The following is a 22,428-nucleotide window of genomic DNA, read 5'->3' on the forward strand; positions in this document are numbered from 1 at the left end:
GATCTGGAGAATGACACCCCTTTTGAGTGGCTGACCCCCGTAACCCTTGCCACTCGGACGAATGACGGTCCATGTGCGACCACGGACGACGGCCGGTGGGCTACCCATCGGACTGCTTGCCACTCGATCGAGTGCCTGCTGCCGCCCCGGCCTTGACGCCGGCGGCCGGTGCCGCGCCGCCCTTACCGCCCGCCGCAGGGGTCTCGAAAGACTCCAACGCCTCCAGCACGTCCTGGACACGGGAGATCTCCGTGTTGATGTCCTCGCGCCGGCGCACCAGGACCTCCAGCTCGTGCCGGCCCTCGTCCACCATCCGCTTGGCCTCCGCCTCGGCGTCCGCCCGCAGCTTCTCGGCCTCGCGCACCAGGCTGGCCTTCTTCTGCTCGGCCTCCTTCAGTAGCGACTCGGCCCGCTTCACGGCGGCGATCCTGACCTTGCTCGCCTCCGAATTGGCGTCCGCCAGCAGCTCCTTGGACTTCGCCGCGGCCTCCTCGCGCTGCTCGGTGGCGGCCTTGATCAGCTTGTCGACGCGCTCGCCGACCGTCTTGACCTGCTCGGCCGTCTCCCGGCGCGCCCGGTCGTGCAGCTCCTGGACCTCGGTCTCCGCCCGGGTCTTCAGCTCCTCGGCCCGCTCCCGGATCTGCGTGGCGTCCCGGCGCGCGCCGACCAGCAGCTCGTCCGCGTCCGTCCGGGCCCGCTCCACCAGCCCATTGCCCTCGACCGTCGCCTCGGAGGTGATCCGCACGGCCTCCTGGCGCGCCGCGCCGACCATCGCGTCGGCCTGCTCCTCGGCCTCCGTGGCGGCGCGCAGCGCCTCCTCCTGAGCCTTGTTGATGAGCTGGTCCGCCTGCTCCGCCGCGTCCGCCCGCCGCTTCGCCGCCGCCTCGCGCGCCTCGTCGAGCAGCCGGTCCGCCTCCTGGCGCGCCTCGGCCCGCATCTGCTCGGCCGCCGCCTCCGCGTCCGCCCGAAGCCGCTCCGACTCCTCCCGGGTGCGCGCCGCGTGCTCCTGGGCGGAGCCCACCGTGGCCGAGGCCTCCGCGCGCATCCGCTCCGCGTCGCCCGCCGCCTCGTCCACGGTCCGGGCCGCCTGGCGCTCCGCGTCCGTGCGCAGCCGCTCGGCCTCGGCGGTCGCCTCCGACATCAGCAGGTCGGCCTGGGCCGCCGCCTCGGTCCGCATCCGGTTGGCGTCCTCGCGGGCCTCCGCCCGGCTGCGCGCCGCGTCCTGCTCGGCGGACGCCAGCGCGTCCGACGCCTCGGTGCGCATCCGCTGGCTGTACTCGGCGGTGTCCGCCCGCAGCCGCTCGGACTCCGCGATCGCGTCGGAGACCGTACGCTCCGCCATCGCCTTCGCGGCGTCCGTCTCCTCCTTGGCCACCTGGCGGATGCGCGAGGCGTCCTCGCCCGCCCGCTCCCGCTCGGCGTGCGCGTCGGCCCGCAGCCGGTCGGCCTCCTCCTGCGCCTCCGACTTGGTCCGCTCGGCGACATGCTCCGCCGTCGAGCGCAGCCCGGCGATCTCCGCCTCGGCCTGCTCCTGGAGCCCGCTGACCGAGTCCCGCACCTGCTGGGCGGTCTGCTCGGCCGCCGCGACCAGCTCGGCCGCCCGGGTCTCCGCCTCGCCGGTCAGGCGCTGCGCCTCGGCCTGCGCCTCCTCGACCCGCTTGCGCGCGGAGGCCAGCAGCTCCTCGCTCTGCTCGCGGGCGCGCTCACGCTCCTGGTTCGCCTCGGAGCGGGCCGCGTCCAGCGTCTCCTCGGCCTCGCGCCGGCGCCGGTTCGCCTCCTCCTGGGCGGCGGCCAGCGCCTCGGCGGCCTCCGTGCCCACGCGCTCCGCGGCCGCTGCGGCCTCCGACCGCAGCCGGTCGGCGGTCTCCTGCGCCTCGGTCCGCAGCCGCTCCGCCTCGGTGGCCGCCTCGGTGCGCAGCCGTACGGCGACGGCCTCGCCCTCGGCACGCGACTGCGAGGCGTCCGCCGCGGCCTCGTCGCGCAGCCGCTGGGCCTCGGCCTCCACCTGCTCCTGGAGCGTCCGCAGCCGCTCGGCGGACTCCGCGCGCAGCCGCTCGGACTCCTCACCGGCCTCGCGGCGGATGCGCTCCGCCTCCGTACGCGCCTCGCCCAGCGCCTCCTCGGCGGCGGTGACCCGGGTCTCGGCCTCGTCCTTGAGCCGGGTCAGCTCACCGGCCGCCTCCGACTGCCGGGCCGCGACGGCGACCTCGGTCTCCTCGCGCAGCGCGGCCGCCGCCTCCTCGGCAGCGGTCCTCGCCGCCTCGGCCTGCTCCTCCGCCTCCGTGCGCAGCTGCTCGGCCTCGGCGCGAGCCCGGTCGAGCGCGTCCTCGGCCTGCTTGCGCAGCGCGGCGGCCCGCTCCGTGGCCTCTGTCCGTACCCGCTCGCCCTCGGCGGTCGCCGTACCGCGCAGCTCCTCCGCGTCGGCCTTGGCCTTCGCGAGCAGCTCCTCGGCGGTCTTCGCGCCCTCCTCGATCTGCTGAAGGGCCTCGCGGCGGGCCTCGCCCCGGATCCGCTCGCCCTCCGCGACGGCCTCGGACCGCAGCTGCTCGGCCTCGCCGCGCAGCCGGCGCGCCTCCTCCTGGAGCTCGACCGTCTTGGCCCGGTACTCCTTGGTGTCGTCCTTGGCCGCGCCCTTGAGCTGATCGGCCTGCTCGGCCGCCTCACCGCGCAGCCGGTCCGCCTCGGCCTCGGCCTCGCGGCGGATGCGCTCGGCCTCCTCGCCCGCCGCCCGGGTGGCCGCCTTCGCGTCATCGGACGCCTTGGTCAGGATCTCCTCGGCGGACCTGGCCGCCTTCGCGAGCTGGGCCGCCGCGTCCTCGGCGGCGGCGGTGCGCGCGGCCTCGGCCGCCTCCGAGCGCAGCCGCTCGGCCTCGCCCCGGGCGTCCGCGAGTGCCTGCTCGGCCTCCGCCTTGAGGGACTCGGACTCCTTGGTGGCCTCGCCGACCAGCCGGGCGATCTCCGTCTTGGCGGTCCGGGTGCGCTGCTCGTTCTGCGACTCGGCCGAGGCCAGCCGCTTGACCGCGGCCTCCTTGGCCTCCGAGAGGACCTTCTCGGCCTCCAGGCGCGCCTCGCGCAGCCGGGTCTCGGCCTCCTGCATACGCTGCTCGGCGGCCCGGTTCAGCTCGGTGGTCTGCTGCCGGGTCTGCTCGGTCTCCGCGGTCGTCGTCTGCCGCAGCTGCTCCGCGTGGCTGGTGGCCTCCTGCGCCTGGCCGGCGGCGGCGCTGAGCATCCGCTCCGCGTCCTTGCGGGCCCGCATCAGGATCGACTCCGCCTCGGCCCGGGCGGACTCCGCCTCGGAACCGACGCGCTGCCGGGTCTCCTCGGTCAGCCGGGCCGTCTCGGCCCGGGCGGCGGCGAGCGCCTGCTCGGCCTCGGCCCGGGACTCCTCCATCAGGCGGCGGGCCTGCGACTCCGTCCGGGCCCGCAGCTGCTCGGCCCAGGCGACGTTCTCGTTGACATGGGACTCGACGGTCTGGCGGCGCTCCGCCAGCTCCTGGTCGAGCTGCTGGCGGCGCTGCACCGCCTCGTTGTGCAGCTCGGCCTGGAGGCGGGCCTGGTGCTCGGCGTGCTCCTGGAGGATGCGCTGCGTCTGGGCGCGGGCGTCGCGCAGCTCGCGCTCGGCGTCGCTGCGCAGCTGCTCGGCCTGGATCTGGGCGTTCCGGAGCAGCTGCTCCGCCTGGTAGCCGATGTCCGCGCTGTCGTAGGCGGGACGCATCGCCAGACTGCGCCGAGCCTCGTGCAGCTTGGCGCGCAAGACCTCGACCTGGTAGCCGAGGTCCTCGGCGTGCTGGACGGCCTTCTCCCGGTCGGTCCTGAGCCGGTCCATCTCGGCCTCGAACCGCGAGAGATGGTCGTCTTCAGCTCGGTGGCTCTCCTGGCGTTCGTAGCCCCGCACTGCGCGGTCCCATCCTTCCCCGAGCTCTCAACGTTCGGGGAATGGTGACAGATCAACGGCTGGGGACGCGGCGCGCCCCCGACCCGGCCCCGGCCCGGAAGAGCCCACTCTACCGGGCGGGTATGGCTGGGGTCAGTGCTCCTTCTTCGCCGTGACCAGTTCGGTGAGGACGCCGTGGCAGTCCTTGGGGTGGAGGAAGGTGATCCTGGACCCCATCGAACCCGTCCTGGGCTCGTCGTACAGCACCCTGACCCCCTTCTCGCGGATGTCCGCGGCGTCGGCGTCGACGTCCGCCGTACCGAAGGCGATGTGGTGCACGCCCTCCCCGTTCTTGGCCAGCCATTTGCCCACGGCCGAGTCCTCCCGGGTGGGCTCCAGGAGCTGGAGGTAGGAGGCGCCGCCGTCGGACGTATCGTTGATCTTGAGCATGGCCTCGCGTACGCCCTGCTCCTCGTTGACCTCGGAGTGGAAGACCTCGAACCCGTAGGTCGAGCGGTAGAACTCGACGGTCTTGTCGAGGTCGAAACAGGCGATCCCGATGTGGTCGATTCGCGTCAGCATGGGGACAGTGCAGCGTGCTCCCGACGGTTACGCAAGGTGCGCGCGATCACACTCGCGGGCGGATGACGGGGCGGGTACCGCTCAGTACATTCAAGTAAACCCTCGTTCACATCTAATCCAAGGGGCTGTGCCTCATGTCAGGAACGACCGGTACCACCTCCGTGATCGTCGCGGGCGCGCGGACGCCCATGGGCCGGCTCCTCGGCTCCCTGAAGACCTTCTCCGGCGCCGACCTGGGCTCCATCGCCATCAAGGCGGCGCTGGACCGGGCCGGAATCGGCGGTGACCAGGTCGAGTACGTGATCATGGGCCAGGTGCTCCAGGCCGGCGCGGGCCAGATCCCCGCCCGCCAGGCCGCGGTCAAGGCCGGCATCCCGATGAACGTCCCCGCGCTCACCGTCAACAAGGTGTGCCTCTCCGGGCTCGACGCCATCGCCCTGGCCGACCAGCTCATCCGCGCCGGTGAGTTCGACGTCGTCGTCGCCGGCGGCCAGGAGTCCATGACGAACGCCCCGCACCTCCTCCCGAAGTCCCGCGAGGGCCACAAGTACGGCGCGATCGAGATGCTGGACTCGATGGCGTACGACGGTCTGACCGACGCCTACGAGAACATCCCGATGGGCGAGTCCACCGAGAAGCACAACACCCGCCTCGGCCTGGACCGCGCAGCGCAGGACGAGATCGGCGCCCTCTCCCACCAGCGCGCCGCCGCCGCCCAGAAGAACGGTCTCTTCGAGGCCGAGATCACCCCGGTCGAGATCCCGCAGCGCAAGGGCGACCCGGTCCTCTTCGCCAAGGACGAGGGCATCCGCCCCGAGACCACCGTGGAGTCCCTGGGCAAGCTGCGCCCGGCCTTCGCCAAGGACGGCACGATCACCGCGGGCACCTCCTCGCAGATCTCGGACGGCGCCGCCGCGGTCGTCGTCATGAGCAGGGCCAAGGCCGAGGAGCTGGGCCTGGAGTGGATCGCCGAGATCGGCGCCCACGGCAATGTGGCCGGCCCGGACAACTCGCTCCAGTCGCAGCCGTCCAACGCGATCCGGCACGCCCTGAAGAAGGAGGGCATCGGCGTCGAGGACCTGGACCTCATCGAGATCAACGAGGCGTTCGCGGCCGTCGCCGTCCAGTCCATGAAGGACCTCGGCGTCACCTCGGACAAGGTCAACGTCAACGGCGGCGCCATCGCGCTCGGCCACCCCATCGGCATGTCCGGCGCCCGTGTGGTGCTGCACCTGGCGCTGGAGCTGAAGCGGCGCGGCGGCGGTACCGGTGCGGCGGCGCTGTGCGGCGGCGGCGGCCAGGGCGACGCGCTGATCCTGCGCGTTCCGGGCAAGTAACGCGGTACGAGAACGAGCGGCGAGCGGAACGGAGCGGTGATGGTGGACGTCCCCACCCTGGTGGAGCAGGCCCGCGCGGGCGGACCCCGGGCGGTGGCCCGGCTCATCTCCCTGGTGGAGGGGGCCTCGCCGCAACTGCGCGAGGTGATGGCGGCCCTGGCGCCGCTGGCGGGCAGCGCGTACGTGGTCGGCCTGACCGGTTCGCCGGGCGTCGGCAAGTCCACGTCGACGTCGGCGCTCGTCTCCGCCTACCGGAAGCAGGGCAAGCGGGTCGCGGTGCTCGCCGTGGACCCGTCCTCGCCGTTCTCCGGCGGGGCGCTGCTCGGCGACCGGGTCCGGATGTCGGACCACGCGTCCGATCCGGGCGTCTACATCCGCTCCATGGCGACCCGCGGCCACCTCGGCGGCCTCGCCTGGGCGGCCCCGCAGGCGATCCGGGTGCTGGACGCGTCGGGCTTCGACGTGATCCTGGTGGAGACCGTGGGCGTCGGCCAGTCCGAGGTGGAGATCGCCTCGCAGGCCGACACCTCGGTCGTCCTCCTCGCCCCCGGCATGGGCGACGGCATCCAGGCCGCGAAGGCGGGGATCCTGGAGATCGGCGACGTGTACGTGGTGAACAAGGCGGACCGGGACGGCGCCGACGCCACCGCCCGCGAGCTCAACCACATGCTGGGCCTGGGCGAGTCCCGGAGCCCCGGCGACTGGCGCCCGCCGATCGTGAAGACGGTCGCCGCCCGGGGCGAGGGCGTCGACGAGGTGGTCGAGGCCCTGGAGAAGCACCGGGCCTGGATGGACGAGCACGGCGTCCTCGGCGAACGCCGCGCCGCCCGCGCCGCCCGCGAGGTGGAGACGATCGCGGTCACCCGCCTCCGCGAACGCATCGGCTCCCTGCACGGCGACCGCCGCCTGGACACCCTGGCCGAACGCATCGTGGCCGGCCACCTCGACCCGTACGCGGCGGCGGACGAACTGGTGGCGGGGCTGACGGGCGAGGGCTGACGGTTCGGGTGATGCGGGGGCGCTGCCCCCGTACCCCCGCTCCTCAATCGCCGGAGGGGCTTACAGGTAGCCCCGCCGGCGTCCCTACCGCTGCCCCCGCAGATGCTCCGCCACCGGCGTCAGCGCCGCGTGCAGTTCCGCCAGGGCCTCCGGCGACAGCAGGTCCATGAAGTGCTTGCGGACGGACGCGACATGGTGCGGCGCCACCTTCCGCATCGTCTCCAGGCCATCGTCCGTGAGGACCGCGTACAACCCCCGCCGGTCCGACTCGCAGTTCTCCCGCCGCACAAGACCCGCGCTCTCCATGCGCGTGATCTGGTGCGAGAGCCGGCTCTTGGACTGCAGGGTCGCCCCCGCGAGGTCGCTCATCCGCATCCGGCGGTCCTCGGACTCCGAGAGGTTGACGAGGATCTCGTAGTCGTTCATGGTCAGGCCGAACGGCTGGAGGTCCTTCTCCAGTTGATGGGTCAGCAGCCTGCCGACGTCCAGATGGGTGCGCCAGGCGCACTGCTCAGCATCGCTCAGCCAGCGAGTGGCCGTCTCGGTCTCCATGTGCGGATTCTACCTAAGAAGTTGAAAGCCGGACGAAGTATGGAAGGTGTGACGACCGGCACCGCACCGCTCGCGCGGGCCGGGCCGGGGTGCAGACGTTCGACGTCACACTCCGCAGACTATCGGTCACGAACCGGAATAGTGCTGGAGGCCCCCCAGTCGGCCCGGCACCCCCGCCTGCTGCGGCACCGTCCCCGTCGGCTGCTCGGCCATCAGCGCCTCGGAGGACTGGAGCAGCACCGTACCGGCGCCGACGAACTCGAACTGGTGCTCCTCGCCGGAGGCACCGCCGATCCCGGTCAGCCCCCGCAGCCCGCCCAGCAGGCCGGTCATGTAGCCGTGGTCGTAGTGGTGGCAGGGCGAGGGGCAGTCCGCCCAGCCGACCAGCGCCTGCGGGTCCACCCGCAGCGGGGGCTCCATGAAGACCACCGGACCGTTGGACGCGGCGACGAACTTGCCGGTGCCGATCAGCGTCAGGAACCCGGGCACGATCGACTGCTTCAGCGCCAGCGACGGCTGGTACGCGAGCAGGTTGCCGGACCGGATGGTCAGGTTGCCGTCGTCCAGGTCGTACGAGTTCACATCGAACGCCCGGTCCGCGAGCAGCATCTTGCCGCTGCCCTCGGCCACCACCCAGTCGCTCGCGTGCAGCGGCGAGTGGAAGCTGGAGCGGACCAGCCGCTCGAAGCGGCCGTGCCCGATGCCGTCGAAGTTGATCTGCCCGTAGTAGGCGATCATCTTGCCCTTCTGGAGGAACCACTGGCTTCCCTTGAGCTCCACACAGAAGGTGTACGCGTTGACGTTGTCGTCCGCCGGCAGCGTCATCGGGTCGAAGACCACGGGCCCGTTCACAGCTTCTCCTCCGACGCCTGGACGTACACCGCACCGTTGCCGCTCAGCTCCAGCTGGAAGCCCTCGCCCGAGCCGCGTCCCACCATCTCGCGCCAGCCGAGCGCGGTGGAGAGCTTGTTGCGTACGTCGCCGTGGTGGGCGACGTACGCCTGGGGATCGACGTGCACATCGCGGCCCGGCGCGATCGGCAGCTCGATCACCCCGCCGTGCGCCATCACGGCCACCGAGCCGTGCCCCTTGAGCGTCGTGGTGAACAGGCCCTGCCCGGTCACCTGGCCGCGCACCATGCCCATCACCCCGCCCTGCGAGCCCATGAACATCGTGCCCTGCTGGAGCGTGCCGTCGAAGGCGAGCAGCCGGTCCGCCTCCACATAGAGGGTGTTCCCGGAGAGGTTGATCACATGGATGTGGTGGCCGCCGTGGCCGAACATCACCGTGCCGTTGCCCTCGACCGTCATCAGCGGGGTCGCCTCGTTCGCCATCCGGCGGCCGATCATCGACATCATGCCGCCCTGGCCGCCCTGGATGTTCGGCGTGAACGCCACCTCACCCCGGTACGCGAGCATCGCCCCGCGCTGGCTGAACATCTTCTGGCCGGGGACCACCGTCGCCTCGACCATCTTCGAGTTGATCTCACGGAACGGCATCAGACGTTCCCCCCGATCGTGTTCCGCTCGCTGGGCTGCACGTAGACCAGTCCGTCGCCCTCGAACCGGATCTGGAAGGACTCGCCGGAGCCCTCGCCGATCAGCGTCCGGAAGTTCACCCCGGACTGGAGGTTCTGCTGGAGGTTGCCCTGGTGGGCGATGTACGCGCCCGGGTCGACGAACAGCGGGTACTGGGGGGAGACCCGCAGCACCACGGCCGTGCCGTCCGACATGATCGCCGCCTGGCCGGTCCCCTCCACGGTGGTGGTGAACAGGCCGTTGCCCGTCGCCCCGCCGCGCAGGCCGGTGAACGTGGTGCCGGTGCGCAGCCCCGCGTCGGTGCAGAGCAGATTGCTCGCCTCGACGTACAGCTTGTCGCCGTGCAGCGAGACGAGGTTGATCTCGCTCGCCCGGTCCGCGAAGTAGCAGGTGCCCTGGCCGGTGACCTGCATCACCGCCATCGACTCACCGGTCAGCCTGCGGGTCACCATCCCGCGCAGTCCCTCACCGCCGCCCGTCATCTTCTTGAACGTCATCTGGCCCTCGTACGCGACCATCGAGCCGTTCTTCGCCTTGACGGCATCGCCTGCCAGATCGACGGCGAGCGTCTTGTTTCCCTCAAGCCGGAACATTGCCACCCGGCGAAAATAGCGGCAGCGACCGCGACCGGAACAGGGGGCCAGTACCCGGCGCCCGGGCCACCCGCCCGCGATGTCACAATGGGTGCCGCTTGTGCGTGCGTTCACAAGCTGTCACGACCCTCCCACCGAAGGTGCCCCCGTGGACATCAAGACCGCTACCGCCCTGCACCGGCTGCGCCTCATCTCGATTCCCGAGGCGCTGTCCTTCCCGGCGCTGATCCTCTTCGGCTCGGTGCTGAGCCGGGTCTCCGACATCGACTTCCTGATGATGCCGCTCGGCATGCTGCACGGCGTGCTCTTCGTGATCTACGTCGTGCTGCTGCTCGACGTGTGGGCGAAGACCAAGTGGCCGCTGAAGCGCGTCGCGTTCTTCTTCCTGCTGTGCGTGCTGCCGTTCGGCGGTCTGTACGGGGACAAGGTGCTCAAGCGCTACGAGGCGGACAGCGTCATCGCCGCCCGGGCCCGCCGCGAAGGCACGGTCAGCGTATGATCGTCGCCTTCTCCGTCAGCCCGCTCGGGGTCGGCGAGGACGTCGGCGAGTACGTCGCCGACGCCGTCCGGGTCGTCCGCGAGTCGGGGCTGCCCAACCGCACGGACGCCATGTTCACCTCCATCGAGGGCGAGTGGGACGAGGTCATGGACGTCGTCAAGCGCGCGGTGGCCGCCGTCGAGGCGCGCGCGGGCCGGGTCTCCCTGGTCCTGAAGGCGGACATCCGCCCCGGGGTCACCGACGGGCTCACCTCCAAGGTCGAGACGGTCGAGCGCTACCTCGCGGAGTGACCCCGCACCGCCCGTGAGCCCCTGCCGGACCGGCGGGGGCTCTCCTCATTCCGGGACAGCGAGCGCGATCCCCAGCGGCGTCCGCTCGTACAGCACCTGGTGCCCGTAGCGCCGCGAGGTCAGCAGCCCCGCCGCCCGCAGCACCGACAGGTGCTCCGACACCGACGAGGGGGCGAGCCGCAGCCGGTGCGCCAGCGCGCTGGTGCCGGCCGGCTCGTCCAGCGCGCACAGGACGTCGGCCCTGGTCCGCCCGAGCAGCCGCGCCAGCGCGTCCGGCGTGGTGTCGCCCGGGTCGGTCCACAGGCTGCCGATCCCGCGCGCGGGGTAGATCACGGCGGGCGGCCAAGGCGGCTCATACCCACTGACCACGTCCGGCCAGGCGAAGACGCTGGGGATCAGCACGAGCCCCTGCCCGCCCAGCACCCGTGAGTGCCGGCCCCGCATCCCGACCAGGGTCAGAGTGGAGTCGGTCCACGTCAGCTGCGGGCTCAGCTCGCCGAGGAGGCGCGCGAATCCCACCTCGGCCAGTCGTCGCGAGTGGTAGGCGATATCGGCCTCCAGCAGGGCGCGCAGTCTCGACCAGTCCGGTTCGACCAGCGTCCGCCACGCCTCTTCGAGCAGGTCGGCCAGATCCCGCAGGGCGCGCGCCGGGTCGGCGAGCAGCGCCCGGCCGGCGGGGGAGTCCAGGCCGCCCGTCTGGTCGGCCAGGGTCAGCGCCAGGTCCTCGGCGACCAGCTCCGGGGCGGTGGCGCGGACCGCCTCGATCTCGTCCGCGAACGTGACGTTCGGCCGCGCGGGAGGCGGACAGAGGAAGTCCGGGTTGTGTCCCCCGTCCGTCATCAGCGACCAGAGCGGTCGCAGATCGAGCCCCGAGGCCGCAGCCTCGATGCGCCGCAGCCAGGGCCGGTGGTAGCCGTGCCGCTGAGGGCGCAGCAGCGTGCGCACGGCGGCCTGGGTCTCCCAGAGCGGGGAGAGCGCGAACCGGCAGCGCAGCAGGTCGTTCTCGTCGAGGTGGAGATGGAACGGCATGGGCGGCCCCGGGAAGATTCGGCTGGGGCCGAAAGTCTACGGTCCGGGCGGTCCGGTCCCGCAGGCTGCGGCCATGCCGAGAGACACCACCGGTCCCCGGGCGGGCCGCCACACCCCCGACACCCCGGACCCCGCCACCGCAGGACCGGCCGCTCTCCCGGCCCCGCCCCCGGAGCGCGCCGGCCCCCCTGACCCGAGCGGACCGGCCGCGCCCCGGGGATACGGCGCCGTCTTCGCCGTACGCGAGTTCCGCGCGGTCTTCGCCGCGCATCTGCTCTCCCTGCTCGGGGTCGTCGTCAGCGAACTCGCGCTCACCGTCCTCGTCTACGACCTCACCTCGTCGCCCCTGCTCAGCGCCCTGACCTTCGCGCTCGGCATGCTGCCGTACCTCGTCGGCGGCACCCTGCTCGCCGGCATCGCCGACCGCTACCCGGCCCGCCGGGTCCTGGTCACCTGCGATCTGGTCTGCGCGGTCTGCGTCGCCGTGATGGTGCTGCCGGGCACCCCGGTCGCCGGGCTGCTGATGCTGCGCTGCCTGGTCGCCGCCGTCTCGCCGGTCTTCACCGGAACGCGGATGGCCGCCCTCACCGACATCCTCGGCGAGGGCGAGCTGTTCGTGCTGGGGCGCTCGCTGCTGCGGATCGTCTCGCAGGGGTCGCTGCTCGCCGGTTTCGGCGTCGGCGGGGTGCTGCTGACCGTGCTCCCGCCGCGCGGCGCGATCACGATCACCGTCGCCACCTTCCTCTGCTCGGCCGCGCTGCTGCGCCTCGGCACCCGCGACCGGCCCGCCCGCGCCCGCGAGGCCGGCGGCGCCGGTCTGCTGCGGGAGTCCCTGTCCGGCGCCCGGCTGATCTTCGGTCACCGCCGCCTCCGGGCGCTGATGCTGCTGTTCTGGCTGCCCCCGCTGTTCGTCGTCGCGCCGGAGGCGGTCGCCGCGCCGTACGCCGACGAGATCGGCGTCGGCCCGGCCGCGCTCGGGCTGCTGATGTGCGCCATGCCCGTCGGCCACATCGCCGCCGAGCTGTGCGCGGGCACCGCGCTGCGCCCGCGCACCCGTGAGCGGATCGTGCTGCCGCTGGCCGCCGCCGGGCTGCTGCCCCTCACGGTGTACGCGCTGACGCCGGGGGTCGCGGTGGCGGCCGTCGCGCTGGTGGTGGTCGGCGCCTCGTCCGCGTACAACATCGGCCTCGACCAGTGGTTCGTCGCCGCCGTCCCGGAGGAACTGCGCGGGCGGGCCATGACCCTGCTCACCGCCGGGCTCATGACGCTCCAGGGCGTCGGCATGGCGCTCACCGGGCTCGCCGCCGAGTTCTTCCCCGTCCACCAGGTGGTCGCCGGGGCGGCCGTCCTCGGCACACTCTGCCTGCTCCCGCTCGTCGCCGAGGTCCGCGGCACCGCACCCGCTGCCGGGGCCCGGACCGAAGTGCGAGACGGGGAGGACCGCCAAGTTCCCCATGGGTAAGGTCGTGGCCGTGCCGAAGCCGCTCAGTCTCCCCTTCGATCCCATCGCCCGCGCCGACGAGCTCTGGCAGCAGCGCTGGGGCCCGGTCCCGTCCATGGCGGCGATCACCTCGATCATGCGGGCGCAGCAGATCCTGCTCTCCGAGGTCGACGCCGTCGTCAAGCCGTACGGACTGACCTTCGCGCGGTACGAGGCGCTGGTGCTGCTCACCTTCTCCAAGGCGGGCGAGCTGCCGATGTCCAAGATCGGCGAGCGGCTGATGGTCCACCCGACGTCCGTGACGAACACGGTGGACCGGCTGGTGCGCTCCGGCCTGGTCGACAAGCGCCCGAACCCGAACGACGGCCGGGGCACGCTGGCCTCGATCACCGACAAGGGCCGCGAGGTCGTGGAATCGGCCACCCGGGACCTGGTCGCGATGGAGTTCGGACTCGGGGCGTACGACGCCGAGGAGTGCGCCGAGATCTTCGCGCTGCTGCGGCCCCTGCGCATCGCCGCGCAGGACTTCGAGGAGATCTGAGAGGCGCGGTTCCGGTGCCCGGCCCGCTGCAAGATCGCCCCGGACGTCCGGTTACGCTCGTTGGCATGAAACGCAGTGTGCTGACCCGATACCGGGTGATGGCTTACGTCACCGCCGTCATGTTGCTGATCCTCTGCGTGTGCATGATCTTCAAATACGGCTTCGACAAGGGCGAGGGCCTGACGCTCGTCGTCTCCCAGATCCACGGCGTGCTGTACATCATCTACCTGATCTTCGCCTTCGACCTGGGCTCCAAGGCGAAGTGGCCGATGGGCAAGCTGCTCTGGGTGCTCATCGCGGGCACGATCCCGACGGCCGCGTTCTTCGTCGAGCGCAAGGTCGTCCGCGAGGTCGAGCCGCTGATCGCGGACGCGACGCCCGCGGCCCCCGCGAACGTCTGACAGCTCCGAACCGCCCCGCGCGAAGCGCCGGGCGGTTTGTCATCGACATTTACTAGGACGTCCTAGTAAATTGGTGGCATGGACGCTGACGCGATCGAGGAAGGCCGCCAACGCTGGCAGGCCCGTTACGACAAGGCCCGCAAGCGTGACGCGGACTTCACCACGCTGTCCGGGGACCCGGTGGAGCCCGTCTACGGCCCTCGCCCCGGGGACGCGTACGAGGGCTTCGAGCGGATCGGCTGGCCCGGCGAGTACCCCTTCACCCGGGGGCTCCACCCGACCGGCTACCGGGGCCGCACCTGGACCATCCGCCAGTTCGCCGGCTTCGGCAACGCCGAGCAGACCAACGAGCGCTACAAGATGATCCTGGCCGCCGGCGGCGGCGGGCTCAGCGTGGCCTTCGACATGCCGACGCTGATGGGCCGCGACTCCGACGACCCCCGCGCGCTCGGCGAGGTCGGCCACTGCGGCGTCGCCATCGACTCCGCCGCCGACATGGAGGTCCTGTTCCAGGACATCCCGCTCGGTGACGTCACGACGTCGATGACGATCAGCGGCCCGGCCGTCCCGGTCTTCTGCATGTACCTGGTCGCCGCCGAGCGCCAGGGCGTCGACCCGGCGGTCCTCAACGGCACGCTCCAGACGGACATCTTCAAGGAGTACATCGCGCAGAAGGAGTGGCTCTTCCAGCCCGAGCCCCATCTGCGCCTCATCGGGGACCTGATGGAGCACTGCGCCGCCTCCATCCCCGCGTACAAGCCGCTCTCCGTCTCCGGCTACCACATCCGCGAGGCCGGGGCGACGGCCGCGCAGGAGCTGGCGTACACCCTCGCCGACGGCTTCGGCTACGTGGAACTGGGCCTCTCCCGCGGGCTCGACGTCGACACCTTCGCGCCCGGCCTGTCCTTCTTCTTCGACGCGCACCTGGACTTCTTCGAGGAGATCGCCAAGTTCCGCGCCGCCCGCCGCATCTGGGCCCGCTGGATGAAGGAGACGTACGGCGCGAAGACCGACAAGGCGCAGTGGCTGCGCTTCCACACCCAGACCGCCGGGGTGTCCCTCACCGCGCAGCAGCCGTACAACAACGTCGTACGCACCGCCGTCGAGGCCCTGTCCGCCGTCCTCGGCGGCACCAACTCGCTGCACACCAACGCCCTCGACGAGACCCTCGCGCTCCCCTCCGAGCAGGCCGCCGAGATCGCGCTGCGCACCCAGCAGGTGCTGATGGAGGAGACCGGCGTCGCCAATGTGGCCGACCCGCTGGGCGGTTCCTGGTACGTGGAGCAGCTCACCGACCGCATCGAGGCCGACGCCGAGAAGATCTTCGAGCAGATCAAGGAGCGCGGCACCCGGGCCCACCCCGACGGGCAGCACCCGGTCGGCCCGATCACCTCCGGCATCCTGCGCGGCATCGAGGACGGCTGGTTCACCGGCGAGATCGCGGAGTCCGCGTTCCGCTACCAGCAGTCCCTGGAGAAGGGTGACAAGAAGGTCGTCGGCGTCAACACGGCGCACGGCTCGGTCACCGGCGACCTGGAGATCCTGCGTGTCAGCCACGAGGTCGAGCGCGAACAGGTCCGCGTCCTGGCCGGCCGCAAGGAGGCCCGCGACGACGCCCGGGTGAAGACCGCCCTCGACGCGATGCTGGCCGCCGCCCGCGACGGCTCCAACATGATCGCGCCGATGCTCGACGCGGTCCGCGCGGAGGCGACCCTCGGCGAGATCTGCGGCGTCCTGCGCGACGAGTGGGGCGTCTACACGGAGCCCGCGGGCTTCTGACGTACCGGCTGTCCGGCGGCCGCGCCCAGGCCCGCCAGCAGCAGCAGTGTGAAGCGCCGGGCCCAGTCGGCATCGACGGGCTCGGCGCTCACCAGGGTCCGGTGCACCACCGCACCGGCGATCACATCGAAGATCAGGTCCGCCGTCAGGTCCGCCGTGGCCTCGTCCGGCTCGACGGGCAGCTCACCGCGCTCCTGCGCCCGCCGCCGGCCCTGGAGCACGAGCCGCTTCTGCCGGTTGACGATCGAGTCGCGGATACGGGCCCGCAGCGCCTCGTCCCGCGTCGACTCGGCGACCACCGCCATCAGCGCGGTCCGGGTCTCCGGCCGGTCGAGCAGCGCGGCGAACTGCAGCACGACCGCCTCCACATCGGCGGCCAGGCTGCCCAGGTCCGGCATCTCCAGCTCGTCGAAGAGGACAGCCACCGCGTCCACGACCAGTTCGTTCTTGCCCGCCCAGCGCCGGTAGAGGGTCGTCTTGGCGACCCCGGCCCGCGTCGCCACGTCACCCATGGTCAGCTTCGACCAGCCGAGGTCCACCAGCGAGGCTCTGGTCGCCTCCAGGATCGCCTCGTCGGCCTCGGTGCTGCGAGGACGTCCCGATCGTGCGGGTTTGGGGTGGGGGCGGCTGAGCATGCCGAGACCATACCCGCCAGTAAGTAAATCCGACCGGCCCCCGAAGCCGTGAGACAGATCACCGAACACTCTTGTGCGTGAGGGGGCGTGGCCAGTTACGCTACGGGTCGTAGCGTAAGGCGACGGTCCGGACCGTCGTGGGCGCCACGAACGAACGACAGCCACAGGCGCCGGGTGGGGACCGGGCGCCGAACCGGGTCTTTCAGGGGCCCCGCAGCCGTGTCTGTCCGCTCACCCCGCACACCGGCGGGGGTCGCGGACGGGCGCGGTTCACGTATCGCTTTCCGGAACGGCGCACCGAAGGGGGAGGATGTACGCATGCAGCCCAGAAACATGTCCATGAGCGGCGTCGTCGACCTCGCCGCGGTGAAGGCGGCCGGAGAGGCCAAGGCGAAGGCGGAGCAGACGCGCGCCGAGTCCGCACGCCAGGGCGGCCCCGCGGCCGTCCCCGCGTCCTCCCTCGTGATCGACGTCAACGAGGCGGGCTTCGAGAGCGACGTCCTCCAGCGCTCCGCCGAAGTGCCCGTCGTCATCGACTTCTGGGCCGAGTGGTGCGAGCCGTGCAAGCAGCTGGGCCCGCTCCTGGAGCGCCTGGCCCATGAGTACAACGGCCGCTTCCTGCTGGCCAAGGTCGACGTCGACGCCAACCAGATGCTGATGCAGCAGTTCGGCATCCAGGGCATTCCGGCGGTCTTCGCGGTCGTCGCCGGACAGGCGCTGCCGCTCTTCCAGGGCGCCGCCCCCGAGGCCCAGATCCGGCAGACCCTGGACCAGCTGATCCAGGTCGGCGAGGAGCGCTTCGGCCTCACCGGTATCGCGGTGGACCCGTCGGCGGCCGGTGAGCCGGCCCAGGCGGCGGCCCCGGTCCCGCCCGGCCCGTACGACTCCCTTCTCGAGGCGGCCGCCCGGGCGCTGGACGCCAACGACTTCGCGGGCGCCGTGCAGGCGTACCAGAACGTGCTGTCCGACGACCCGGTGAACACCGAGGCGAAGCTGGGCCTCGCCCAGGCCGAGCTGCTGTCCCGGGTCCAGGCGACGGACCCGCAGAAGGTGCGCACCGAGGCGGCGGAGAAGCCGGCCGACGCGGACGCGCAGATGGCGGCGGCCGACCTCGACCTCGTCGGCGGCCATGTCGAGGACGCCTTCGGGCGGCTGGTCGAGACCGTGCGCCGGACGTTCGGCGACGACCGCGACCGGGTCCGGCTGCGGCTGCTCGACCTCTTCGAGGTGATCGGCCCGGAGGACCCGCGGGTCGGTGCCGCGCGCACCGCGCTCGCGCGCGTCCTGTTCTGATCCGGTCTGTCCGATCCGATTGTTCTGAACTGACAACACGGCCGCGGCCGCCTTCGGGCGCCGCGGCCGTTTTCGCGATCAGGCGATAAGAGTGGGCCCTGCTTTACCAAATCTTGATAAAAGCGCGGCCTGTTACTCGCAGTAAATCGATCTTTGGGATCTGTCCCGTTTCGCTCGTGCTTCCTCCTTTTCGTCCGTTGGTCCGGGGCCACCCTGTGTGGCCGCTCGGTGTCAGCAGGTCGTCGCCCGGTTATGCGGGCGTTACCAGCGAGTAACGAACCCCCTTGTGTCCCGGCCGGGAATGGACCACGATCGGCCACGCTCGGTCCAATAACGCCAGTCCGGCTGCCAGTCGGGAGCGGCGGCTCCGTTGGGTCCCCACCGGGCGGGTCGGCGGCAGTGGGCGCCGGCTCCGGACAGGGGGGTTCCTGCCGGCCGGCAGGGCCTGTCCGATCAGGTCGCGCACACGCGTGACCAGTGGTTGTCGCTCGGGGGTGATCGCCGGTGATGCGGGCGCGGTACAGCCTCCGTATCCGGGCGCTCTCCTTTCCGAGGACGTAGCACTTCTCCCATCCCAGGTCGGGCAGGATGCCTGACCGGAGATGTACGTCCGAGAAGGAGGAAAAGTATGAGTTCCCAGGTTCGCGGTGGCACGAGATGGAAGCGTTTCGCTGTCGTCATGGTGCCGAGCGTCATAGCCACCGCCGCCGTCGGCGTCGGTCTGGCCCAGGGCGCGCTCGCCGCGTCCTTCAGCGTGTCGGGCCAGGAGTTCAAGGTCACGGCCGACGAGCTGAACGGTCAGGGCTTCGTCCAGTACGGCAGCATCGCGACCGAGGACGGCGCGGACCCCACGAAGTCGGGCAAGGCGCACGCCGTGGCCGTCTCCGGGTTCCGTCACGCCACCATCACCAAGATGTGCCAGTCGGTTGTCACGCCCAACCTGCCGTTCGGGCTGGGCAGCATCACGATGAAGCTCACCGCCGGTGACCCGGGCAATGCCACGGGCAAGGACCGAGAGAAGAAGCTGGTCGACGCCACCGGCCTCTACCTCGACATCTCGGACCTCAACGGTGACGCCGAGTTCGGCAACATCGACATCGGTGTGGGCGCGGGCCAGCTGCACGACCCGGGCATCCAGCCCAACGCCGACAAGTACGTCAACCCGAACGGCTTCGCGCAGCGCGCCGAGACCGCCAAGCTGACGGGCGTCAAGCAGAGGGCGTGGGCCACCACGGCAGGAACGTTCAAGCTGCCGGGTCTGCACCTTGGGCTGTCCAAGGGCGTCGACGAGTGCTACTAGGGCACTAGCCCGGGCGGCCGGGGGAGCACCACAGGTCCCCGGCCGCCCACCCTTCTCTTTCTCACAGCAGTACCGGTTCCCAGGGAGCTGTTTTCCATGAGCCCCGAATCCCAAGGGCAGAACGAGCACTACCTCTCCGTCGCCCGGCGAGGCTTCCGCACCTGGCGGGGTGACCGGCCGTTCTGGGCCGGACTGTTCACCATGCTGGGCGGCGTGCCCATCATGTACTTCCCGTACGCGAACATGCACCTCGGCAACGTGACGCTGGCGATGTCCACCACGGCCGGCGCCGGTTCGCTGATCATCGGGGTCCTGCTCGTCACGCTGGGCCTGACGATGTGGTTCCACAGCATCGTCCGCGTGTTCGCCGGTGTCGCGGCGATTCTGCTGGCCCTCATCTCCATACCCGTCGCCAACATCGGCGGCTTCCTGATCGGCTTCATCTTCGCCCTGCTCGGCGGCGCGCTCTCCGTGTCCTGGGCCCCGGGCGAACCGCCGGCGGCCGTGGAGCCCGTTCCCGCCGAGGAGGCCCCGGAGACCGTCTCGTTCGCGAAGGACGAGCCGTTCCCCGAGGGCGCGCTCCACGGCGCCGGTGTTCCCGAGCAGCCACAGGCCCCGTACGACACCACGGTCGAGGGCGGGAGGCACCGTGCGGGGTGACGACGAGCAGATGAACGGTGCGGACGAGAGCGGGACCCGGGAACGCAGGGGTCCCCGCCACGCCGCCCCCAGGAAGTCGCTGCTGACGAAGCTCCACATGCCCGCGGGCAAGAAGGCGTTCGCGCTCGCCGCGATGCCGACGGCGGTCTTCGTCGGGATGGGCCTCACGCCCCGGCTGGCGATGGCCGACGACTCCACGGACATCCCCTACGCGCCCGGCCCCTGCGTCACGCGCTCCGACGAGCCGAGCGAGTCGGCGGACCCGACGCCCTCCGCGTCGAAGACGCCGTCCCCCTCCACGAGCGAGAGTGCGAAGCCGACGCCGGGGACGACGGACAAGGCGACCCCGAAGCCCACGGCCACGGGCTCCGCGGACGACACCGCGAAGAGCACCGACACCGCGAAGAAGAGCACGGACGCCGCCCCGGCCGAGACCCCGGCCGCCACGCCGTCGCCCACCAAGACGACGAACCCGCTCGACCCGCTGGGCCTCGGCGACGCGCTCAAGGACCTCTTCGACGGCGACAAGGACAAGGAGACGGCGAGCCCGTCCCCGAGCCCCACCACGGCGTCCCCGAAGCCGTCCGCGACCGCGGACACCGAGGACTCCAAGGACGCGACCGCGGACAAGGCCACCGACGCGGCGAAGGACGCGGTGAAGGACACCGCCGACAAGACCACCGAGGCCATCCGCGACGCGGCCGGCAAGGCGGGCCGCACGGTCGAGGAGCTGGACGAGGACGTCAAGGGCACCGACGCCAAGAAGGACGAGGACATCCCGGACGGCGCCAAGGAGCCGTTCCCGTGTCCGACCGCGGACCCGGAGGCGCTCGCCAACGCCAAGCTGGAGCCGGGCATCCCGAACCTGCCCACCGACCCGTGGATCCTGGAGAGCTCGCTGCTCACCCTGAACGGGCTCGACTACAAGGGCATCGTGGAGGTACGGGCGGGCAACACCACCAAGAAGGTGCTGAAGTTCACCGCGTCCTCGATCGACATCAAGGACCTGCACCAGCTGACGACCGGCCCGCAGGCGGGCACCACGGGTCATGTGCAGGCGCGCAAGGGCTCCACCTCCACCATCCGCAACGGCACGGTGACGATGTACACGGAGGAGCTGAAGGGCAACCTCTTCGGCCTCATCCCGATCACCTTCAGCCCGGAGACCCCGCCCCCGCTGAACGTCCCCTTCGCCTTCTTCACCAAGGTGAAGGTCACCCAGGCCGGCCAGTTCGGCGGCACGCTGACGGTCCCGGGACTGCACAACTACTTCACCCGGGACGGCGCCTGACGCGTCTCGGTAGCATGACGACGGCCCGCCGCCCCACGGGGTGCGGGCCGTTGCCATGCTCATCGAAGACTGCGGGGGACACGTGAGTCCGATGTACGCCACACAGCCGGGGGAAGCCCGGATCGAGGCCGGGGGTGTCGGGGTGTACCTGCCTCGGTTCTTCGCGCCCGAGGACGGGTACTTCGGGCGGATTCGGGCCGAGCACGCCTTTCAGTCGCTGACGGAGTCCACCAAGGCCGGTGCGGCCCATCGCACCGGGATCTACCTCACGCCCGTCACGCGTGAAGCCGACGCGCTGCACTTCCGGCTGCTCCGGTGCTCCACGAACCTCTCCGGGCCGACCGAGAACTTCCGGGCGGTCGACACGGAGATCGTCGGCGCCCTGAACCGGGAGGCGGCCACCGTCTTCCGGGGCCACGCGCCGCTGAACCACGTGCTGGCGCAGACGTATCACAACACCCGGGCCACCGTGGAGCGCAAGCAGACCAAGGCACGGATCTCGTCGCACGCCGACAAGACGAAGGACATGCCCCGCAACGGCATCATGGCCTTCTGCACCTTCTACGACCGGCTCGACGGGCTGAGCCCCATGGCCGACGACCCCTACGACTACGGCGTGGGACGCGCCAGCGCGCTCACCCGGCTCCGCTTCCGGCTCAAGGACCCGGCCGCCGAACGCGACGACCGGCCCGAGCAGTTCACGCTGACGCTCCACCCCGGGTCCGTCTTCTTCATGCCGCTGTCCACCAACCGCCTGTACACGCACGAGGTCCGGCCCTCCACGCTGAACGCCGAGTACCTGCCGACCCGCCTGGGATACGTGGTGCGCTGTTCGAGCACCGAGGCCGTGCACCGGGACGGCCGTACGTACATCAAGGGCGCCGCCGGACCGGTGGAGCTGGAGCAGCCCACCGAGGCCGGCATGGCGGAGCTGCGCGGGCTGTACGCCGAGGAGAACCGGTCCACGTCGTTCATCGACTACGGCGACCGGTTCCGGTTCAGCATGAACGCGGGGGACTACCGTGCTCCCCGGATCTGAGGACATCGTCCGGTGCGCGCTGCCGGCGGAGGCGGACCGCTTCGCGGAGCTGTGTGCGGCGACGCCCATGGAGGACGTCGGCAAGGGCCGCAAGGGCGCCGTACTCACCAGACCGGACGCGGACGGCGGGGTGCCGCTCGTACGGACGACCACGCGGTACGCGCGTCCCGCGCTGCGCTTCCGGGACGTACACGAGCGGCTGGCCCGGGAGGTACGGGAGCGCGCGGGGCTCCCGGCCGCCTTCGACAACGCGCTGGCCGAGCGATACACGAGCGCGTACACGACGATGGGCCGCCACTGCGACCAGGCGCTCGACCTGGCCGATGGCTCGTACATCGCCGTCTTCACCTGCTACCGGGACCCGGAGGCGGACCCGCGCCGGAAGCTGGTCTTCGAGTCGAAGGAGGAGCCAGGCGCCGGGACGCTGGAGATCCCGCTCGAACACAACGGCGTCGTCGCCTTCTCCGTGGCGGCGAACCGCCGCCTGAGGCACCGGATCATCGCGGACCCGGCCGGCCGGTCCGGGGACAACGAGTGGCTGGGGATCACGTTCCGGACGTCGAAGACCGTCCTCCGCTTCCGTGCCGCCGTCCCGTACCTCCCGCAGGGCGTACCGCTCACGCTCGCGGACGAGGAGCGGGCGCGCGCGTTCTACGGGCTGCGGCGCCGCGAGAACGACGAGACGGACTTCGCGTACCCCGAACTGAACTGCACCGTCAGCGCGAGCGATCTGCTGCCGCCGGTCTGAAAAGGGC

22 protein-coding genes are annotated in these 22,428 nt (G+C 71.5%); 14 read left to right on the top strand and 8 right to left on the bottom strand.

What is annotated here, in order from left to right:
- Positions 1-100 precede the first annotated feature (100 nt).
- Both scy and mce read right to left on the bottom strand, forming a co-directional pair.
- Positions 101-3,895 (bottom strand): polarized growth protein Scy, encoded by a 3,795-nt coding sequence (gene scy, locus ACIQZN_RS03350; protein WP_403987781.1) that lies wholly within the window; start codon positions 3,893-3,895, stop codon positions 101-103.
- 132 nt (positions 3,896-4,027) lie between these two features.
- Positions 4,028-4,456, bottom strand: coding sequence for a methylmalonyl-CoA epimerase (mce, locus tag ACIQZN_RS03355; RefSeq protein WP_018102605.1), 429 nt, complete (start codon positions 4,454-4,456; stop codon positions 4,028-4,030).
- Between the two features lie 134 nt (positions 4,457-4,590).
- Here mce and ACIQZN_RS03360 point away from each other — a divergent pair, with 134 nt between their 5' ends.
- Complete coding sequence (locus ACIQZN_RS03360) at positions 4,591-5,793, top strand: acetyl-CoA C-acetyltransferase (RefSeq protein ID WP_403987786.1); 1,203 nt, start codon at positions 4,591-4,593, stop codon at positions 5,791-5,793.
- Between the two features lie 39 nt (positions 5,794-5,832).
- Positions 5,833-6,792 carry a methylmalonyl Co-A mutase-associated GTPase MeaB gene (gene meaB, locus ACIQZN_RS03365; RefSeq protein ID WP_403987789.1) on the top strand — a complete coding sequence of 320 codons (960 nt, stop codon included), beginning with the start codon at positions 5,833-5,835 and terminating at the stop codon, positions 6,790-6,792.
- Between the two features lie 84 nt (positions 6,793-6,876).
- Here meaB and ACIQZN_RS03370 read toward each other — a convergent pair whose 3' ends face one another.
- From ACIQZN_RS03370 to ACIQZN_RS03385, 4 genes are all read right to left on the bottom strand, one after another.
- A complete protein-coding gene (locus ACIQZN_RS03370) occupies positions 6,877-7,344 on the bottom strand; it encodes a MarR family winged helix-turn-helix transcriptional regulator (RefSeq protein WP_403987792.1) in 468 nt (155 codons plus the stop codon).
- Positions 7,345-7,470: 126 nt separating this feature from the next.
- Positions 7,471-8,196: an AIM24 family protein gene (locus ACIQZN_RS03375; protein WP_403987795.1), complete on the bottom strand. Its 726-nt coding sequence runs from the start codon at positions 8,194-8,196 to the stop codon at positions 7,471-7,473.
- Entirely contained in the window at positions 8,193-8,843 is a 651-nt protein-coding gene (locus ACIQZN_RS03380) for an AIM24 family protein (RefSeq protein ID WP_403987799.1), read from the bottom strand. Before ACIQZN_RS03380 ends, ACIQZN_RS03375 begins: the two co-directional genes overlap by 4 nt.
- The gene (locus ACIQZN_RS03385) at positions 8,843-9,475 is read right to left on the bottom strand and encodes an AIM24 family protein (protein ID WP_403988437.1); all 633 of its coding nucleotides are present in this window, start codon (positions 9,473-9,475) and stop codon (positions 8,843-8,845) included. The genes ACIQZN_RS03380 and ACIQZN_RS03385 overlap by 1 nt, the downstream gene beginning before the upstream one ends.
- Positions 9,476-9,623: 148 nt before the next feature.
- On the opposite strand from ACIQZN_RS03385, the gene ACIQZN_RS03390 reads away from it, so the two are divergent.
- Both ACIQZN_RS03390 and ACIQZN_RS03395 read left to right on the top strand, forming a co-directional pair.
- Complete coding sequence (locus ACIQZN_RS03390) at positions 9,624-9,974, top strand: DUF3817 domain-containing protein (RefSeq protein WP_403987802.1); 351 nt, start codon at positions 9,624-9,626, stop codon at positions 9,972-9,974.
- The gene (locus ACIQZN_RS03395; protein ID WP_161212855.1) at positions 9,971-10,264 is read left to right on the top strand and encodes an MTH1187 family thiamine-binding protein; all 294 of its coding nucleotides are present in this window, start codon (positions 9,971-9,973) and stop codon (positions 10,262-10,264) included. The genes ACIQZN_RS03390 and ACIQZN_RS03395 overlap by 4 nt, the downstream gene beginning before the upstream one ends.
- Before the next feature lie 45 nt (positions 10,265-10,309).
- Here the strand turns inward: ACIQZN_RS03395 and ACIQZN_RS03400 are convergent, their stop codons facing one another.
- Positions 10,310-11,293, bottom strand: coding sequence for a DUF5937 family protein (locus ACIQZN_RS03400; protein WP_403987806.1), 984 nt, complete (start codon positions 11,291-11,293; stop codon positions 10,310-10,312).
- A gap of 73 nt (positions 11,294-11,366) precedes the next feature.
- Between ACIQZN_RS03400 and ACIQZN_RS03405 the strand changes: the two genes are divergently transcribed.
- From ACIQZN_RS03405 to ACIQZN_RS03420, 4 genes are all read left to right on the top strand, one after another.
- A complete protein-coding gene (locus ACIQZN_RS03405; protein WP_403987809.1) occupies positions 11,367-12,755 on the top strand; it encodes an MFS transporter in 1,389 nt (462 codons plus the stop codon).
- A gap of 10 nt (positions 12,756-12,765) precedes the next feature.
- Positions 12,766-13,275, top strand: coding sequence for a MarR family winged helix-turn-helix transcriptional regulator (locus ACIQZN_RS03410; RefSeq protein ID WP_073964851.1), 510 nt, complete (start codon positions 12,766-12,768; stop codon positions 13,273-13,275).
- A 65-nt stretch (positions 13,276-13,340) separates the two neighbouring features.
- The gene (locus ACIQZN_RS03415) at positions 13,341-13,676 is read left to right on the top strand and encodes a DUF3817 domain-containing protein (RefSeq protein WP_403987811.1); all 336 of its coding nucleotides are present in this window, start codon (positions 13,341-13,343) and stop codon (positions 13,674-13,676) included.
- A gap of 78 nt (positions 13,677-13,754) precedes the next feature.
- The gene (locus tag ACIQZN_RS03420) at positions 13,755-15,455 is read left to right on the top strand and encodes a methylmalonyl-CoA mutase (RefSeq protein ID WP_403987814.1); all 1,701 of its coding nucleotides are present in this window, start codon (positions 13,755-13,757) and stop codon (positions 15,453-15,455) included.
- On the opposite strand, the gene ACIQZN_RS03425 is transcribed toward ACIQZN_RS03420, so the two are convergent.
- The gene (locus ACIQZN_RS03425; RefSeq protein WP_073963883.1) at positions 15,431-16,090 is read right to left on the bottom strand and encodes a TetR/AcrR family transcriptional regulator; all 660 of its coding nucleotides are present in this window, start codon (positions 16,088-16,090) and stop codon (positions 15,431-15,433) included. The genes ACIQZN_RS03420 and ACIQZN_RS03425 overlap by 25 nt on opposite strands.
- 318 nt (positions 16,091-16,408) lie before the next feature.
- Between ACIQZN_RS03425 and ACIQZN_RS03430 the strand changes: the two genes are divergently transcribed.
- The 6 genes from ACIQZN_RS03430 (at position 16,409) to ACIQZN_RS03455 (ending at position 22,421) form a co-directional block, all read left to right on the top strand.
- Positions 16,409-17,383: a tetratricopeptide repeat protein gene (locus ACIQZN_RS03430; RefSeq protein ID WP_403987818.1), complete on the top strand. Its 975-nt coding sequence runs from the start codon at positions 16,409-16,411 to the stop codon at positions 17,381-17,383.
- Positions 17,384-18,062: 679 nt separating this feature from the next.
- Positions 18,063-18,683 (top strand): DUF6230 family protein, encoded by a 621-nt coding sequence (locus ACIQZN_RS03435; RefSeq protein ID WP_403987821.1) that lies wholly within the window; start codon positions 18,063-18,065, stop codon positions 18,681-18,683.
- A gap of 96 nt (positions 18,684-18,779) precedes the next feature.
- The gene (locus ACIQZN_RS03440; protein WP_403987824.1) at positions 18,780-19,343 is read left to right on the top strand and encodes a DUF6114 domain-containing protein; all 564 of its coding nucleotides are present in this window, start codon (positions 18,780-18,782) and stop codon (positions 19,341-19,343) included.
- Complete coding sequence (locus tag ACIQZN_RS03445; RefSeq protein WP_403987826.1) at positions 19,333-20,634, top strand: hypothetical protein; 1,302 nt, start codon at positions 19,333-19,335, stop codon at positions 20,632-20,634. The genes ACIQZN_RS03440 and ACIQZN_RS03445 overlap by 11 nt, the downstream gene beginning before the upstream one ends.
- A gap of 91 nt (positions 20,635-20,725) precedes the next feature.
- Positions 20,726-21,673, top strand: coding sequence for a hypothetical protein (locus tag ACIQZN_RS03450; protein ID WP_403987829.1), 948 nt, complete (start codon positions 20,726-20,728; stop codon positions 21,671-21,673).
- A complete protein-coding gene (locus tag ACIQZN_RS03455; protein WP_403987832.1) occupies positions 21,657-22,421 on the top strand; it encodes a hypothetical protein in 765 nt (254 codons plus the stop codon). Before ACIQZN_RS03450 ends, ACIQZN_RS03455 begins: the two co-directional genes overlap by 17 nt.
- The last annotated feature ends 7 nt before the right edge of the window (positions 22,422-22,428 follow it).

Source organism: Streptomyces sp. NPDC097595 (assembly GCF_044761525.1).
Taxonomy (GTDB): domain Bacteria; phylum Actinomycetota; class Actinomycetes; order Streptomycetales; family Streptomycetaceae; genus Streptomyces; species Streptomyces drozdowiczii_A.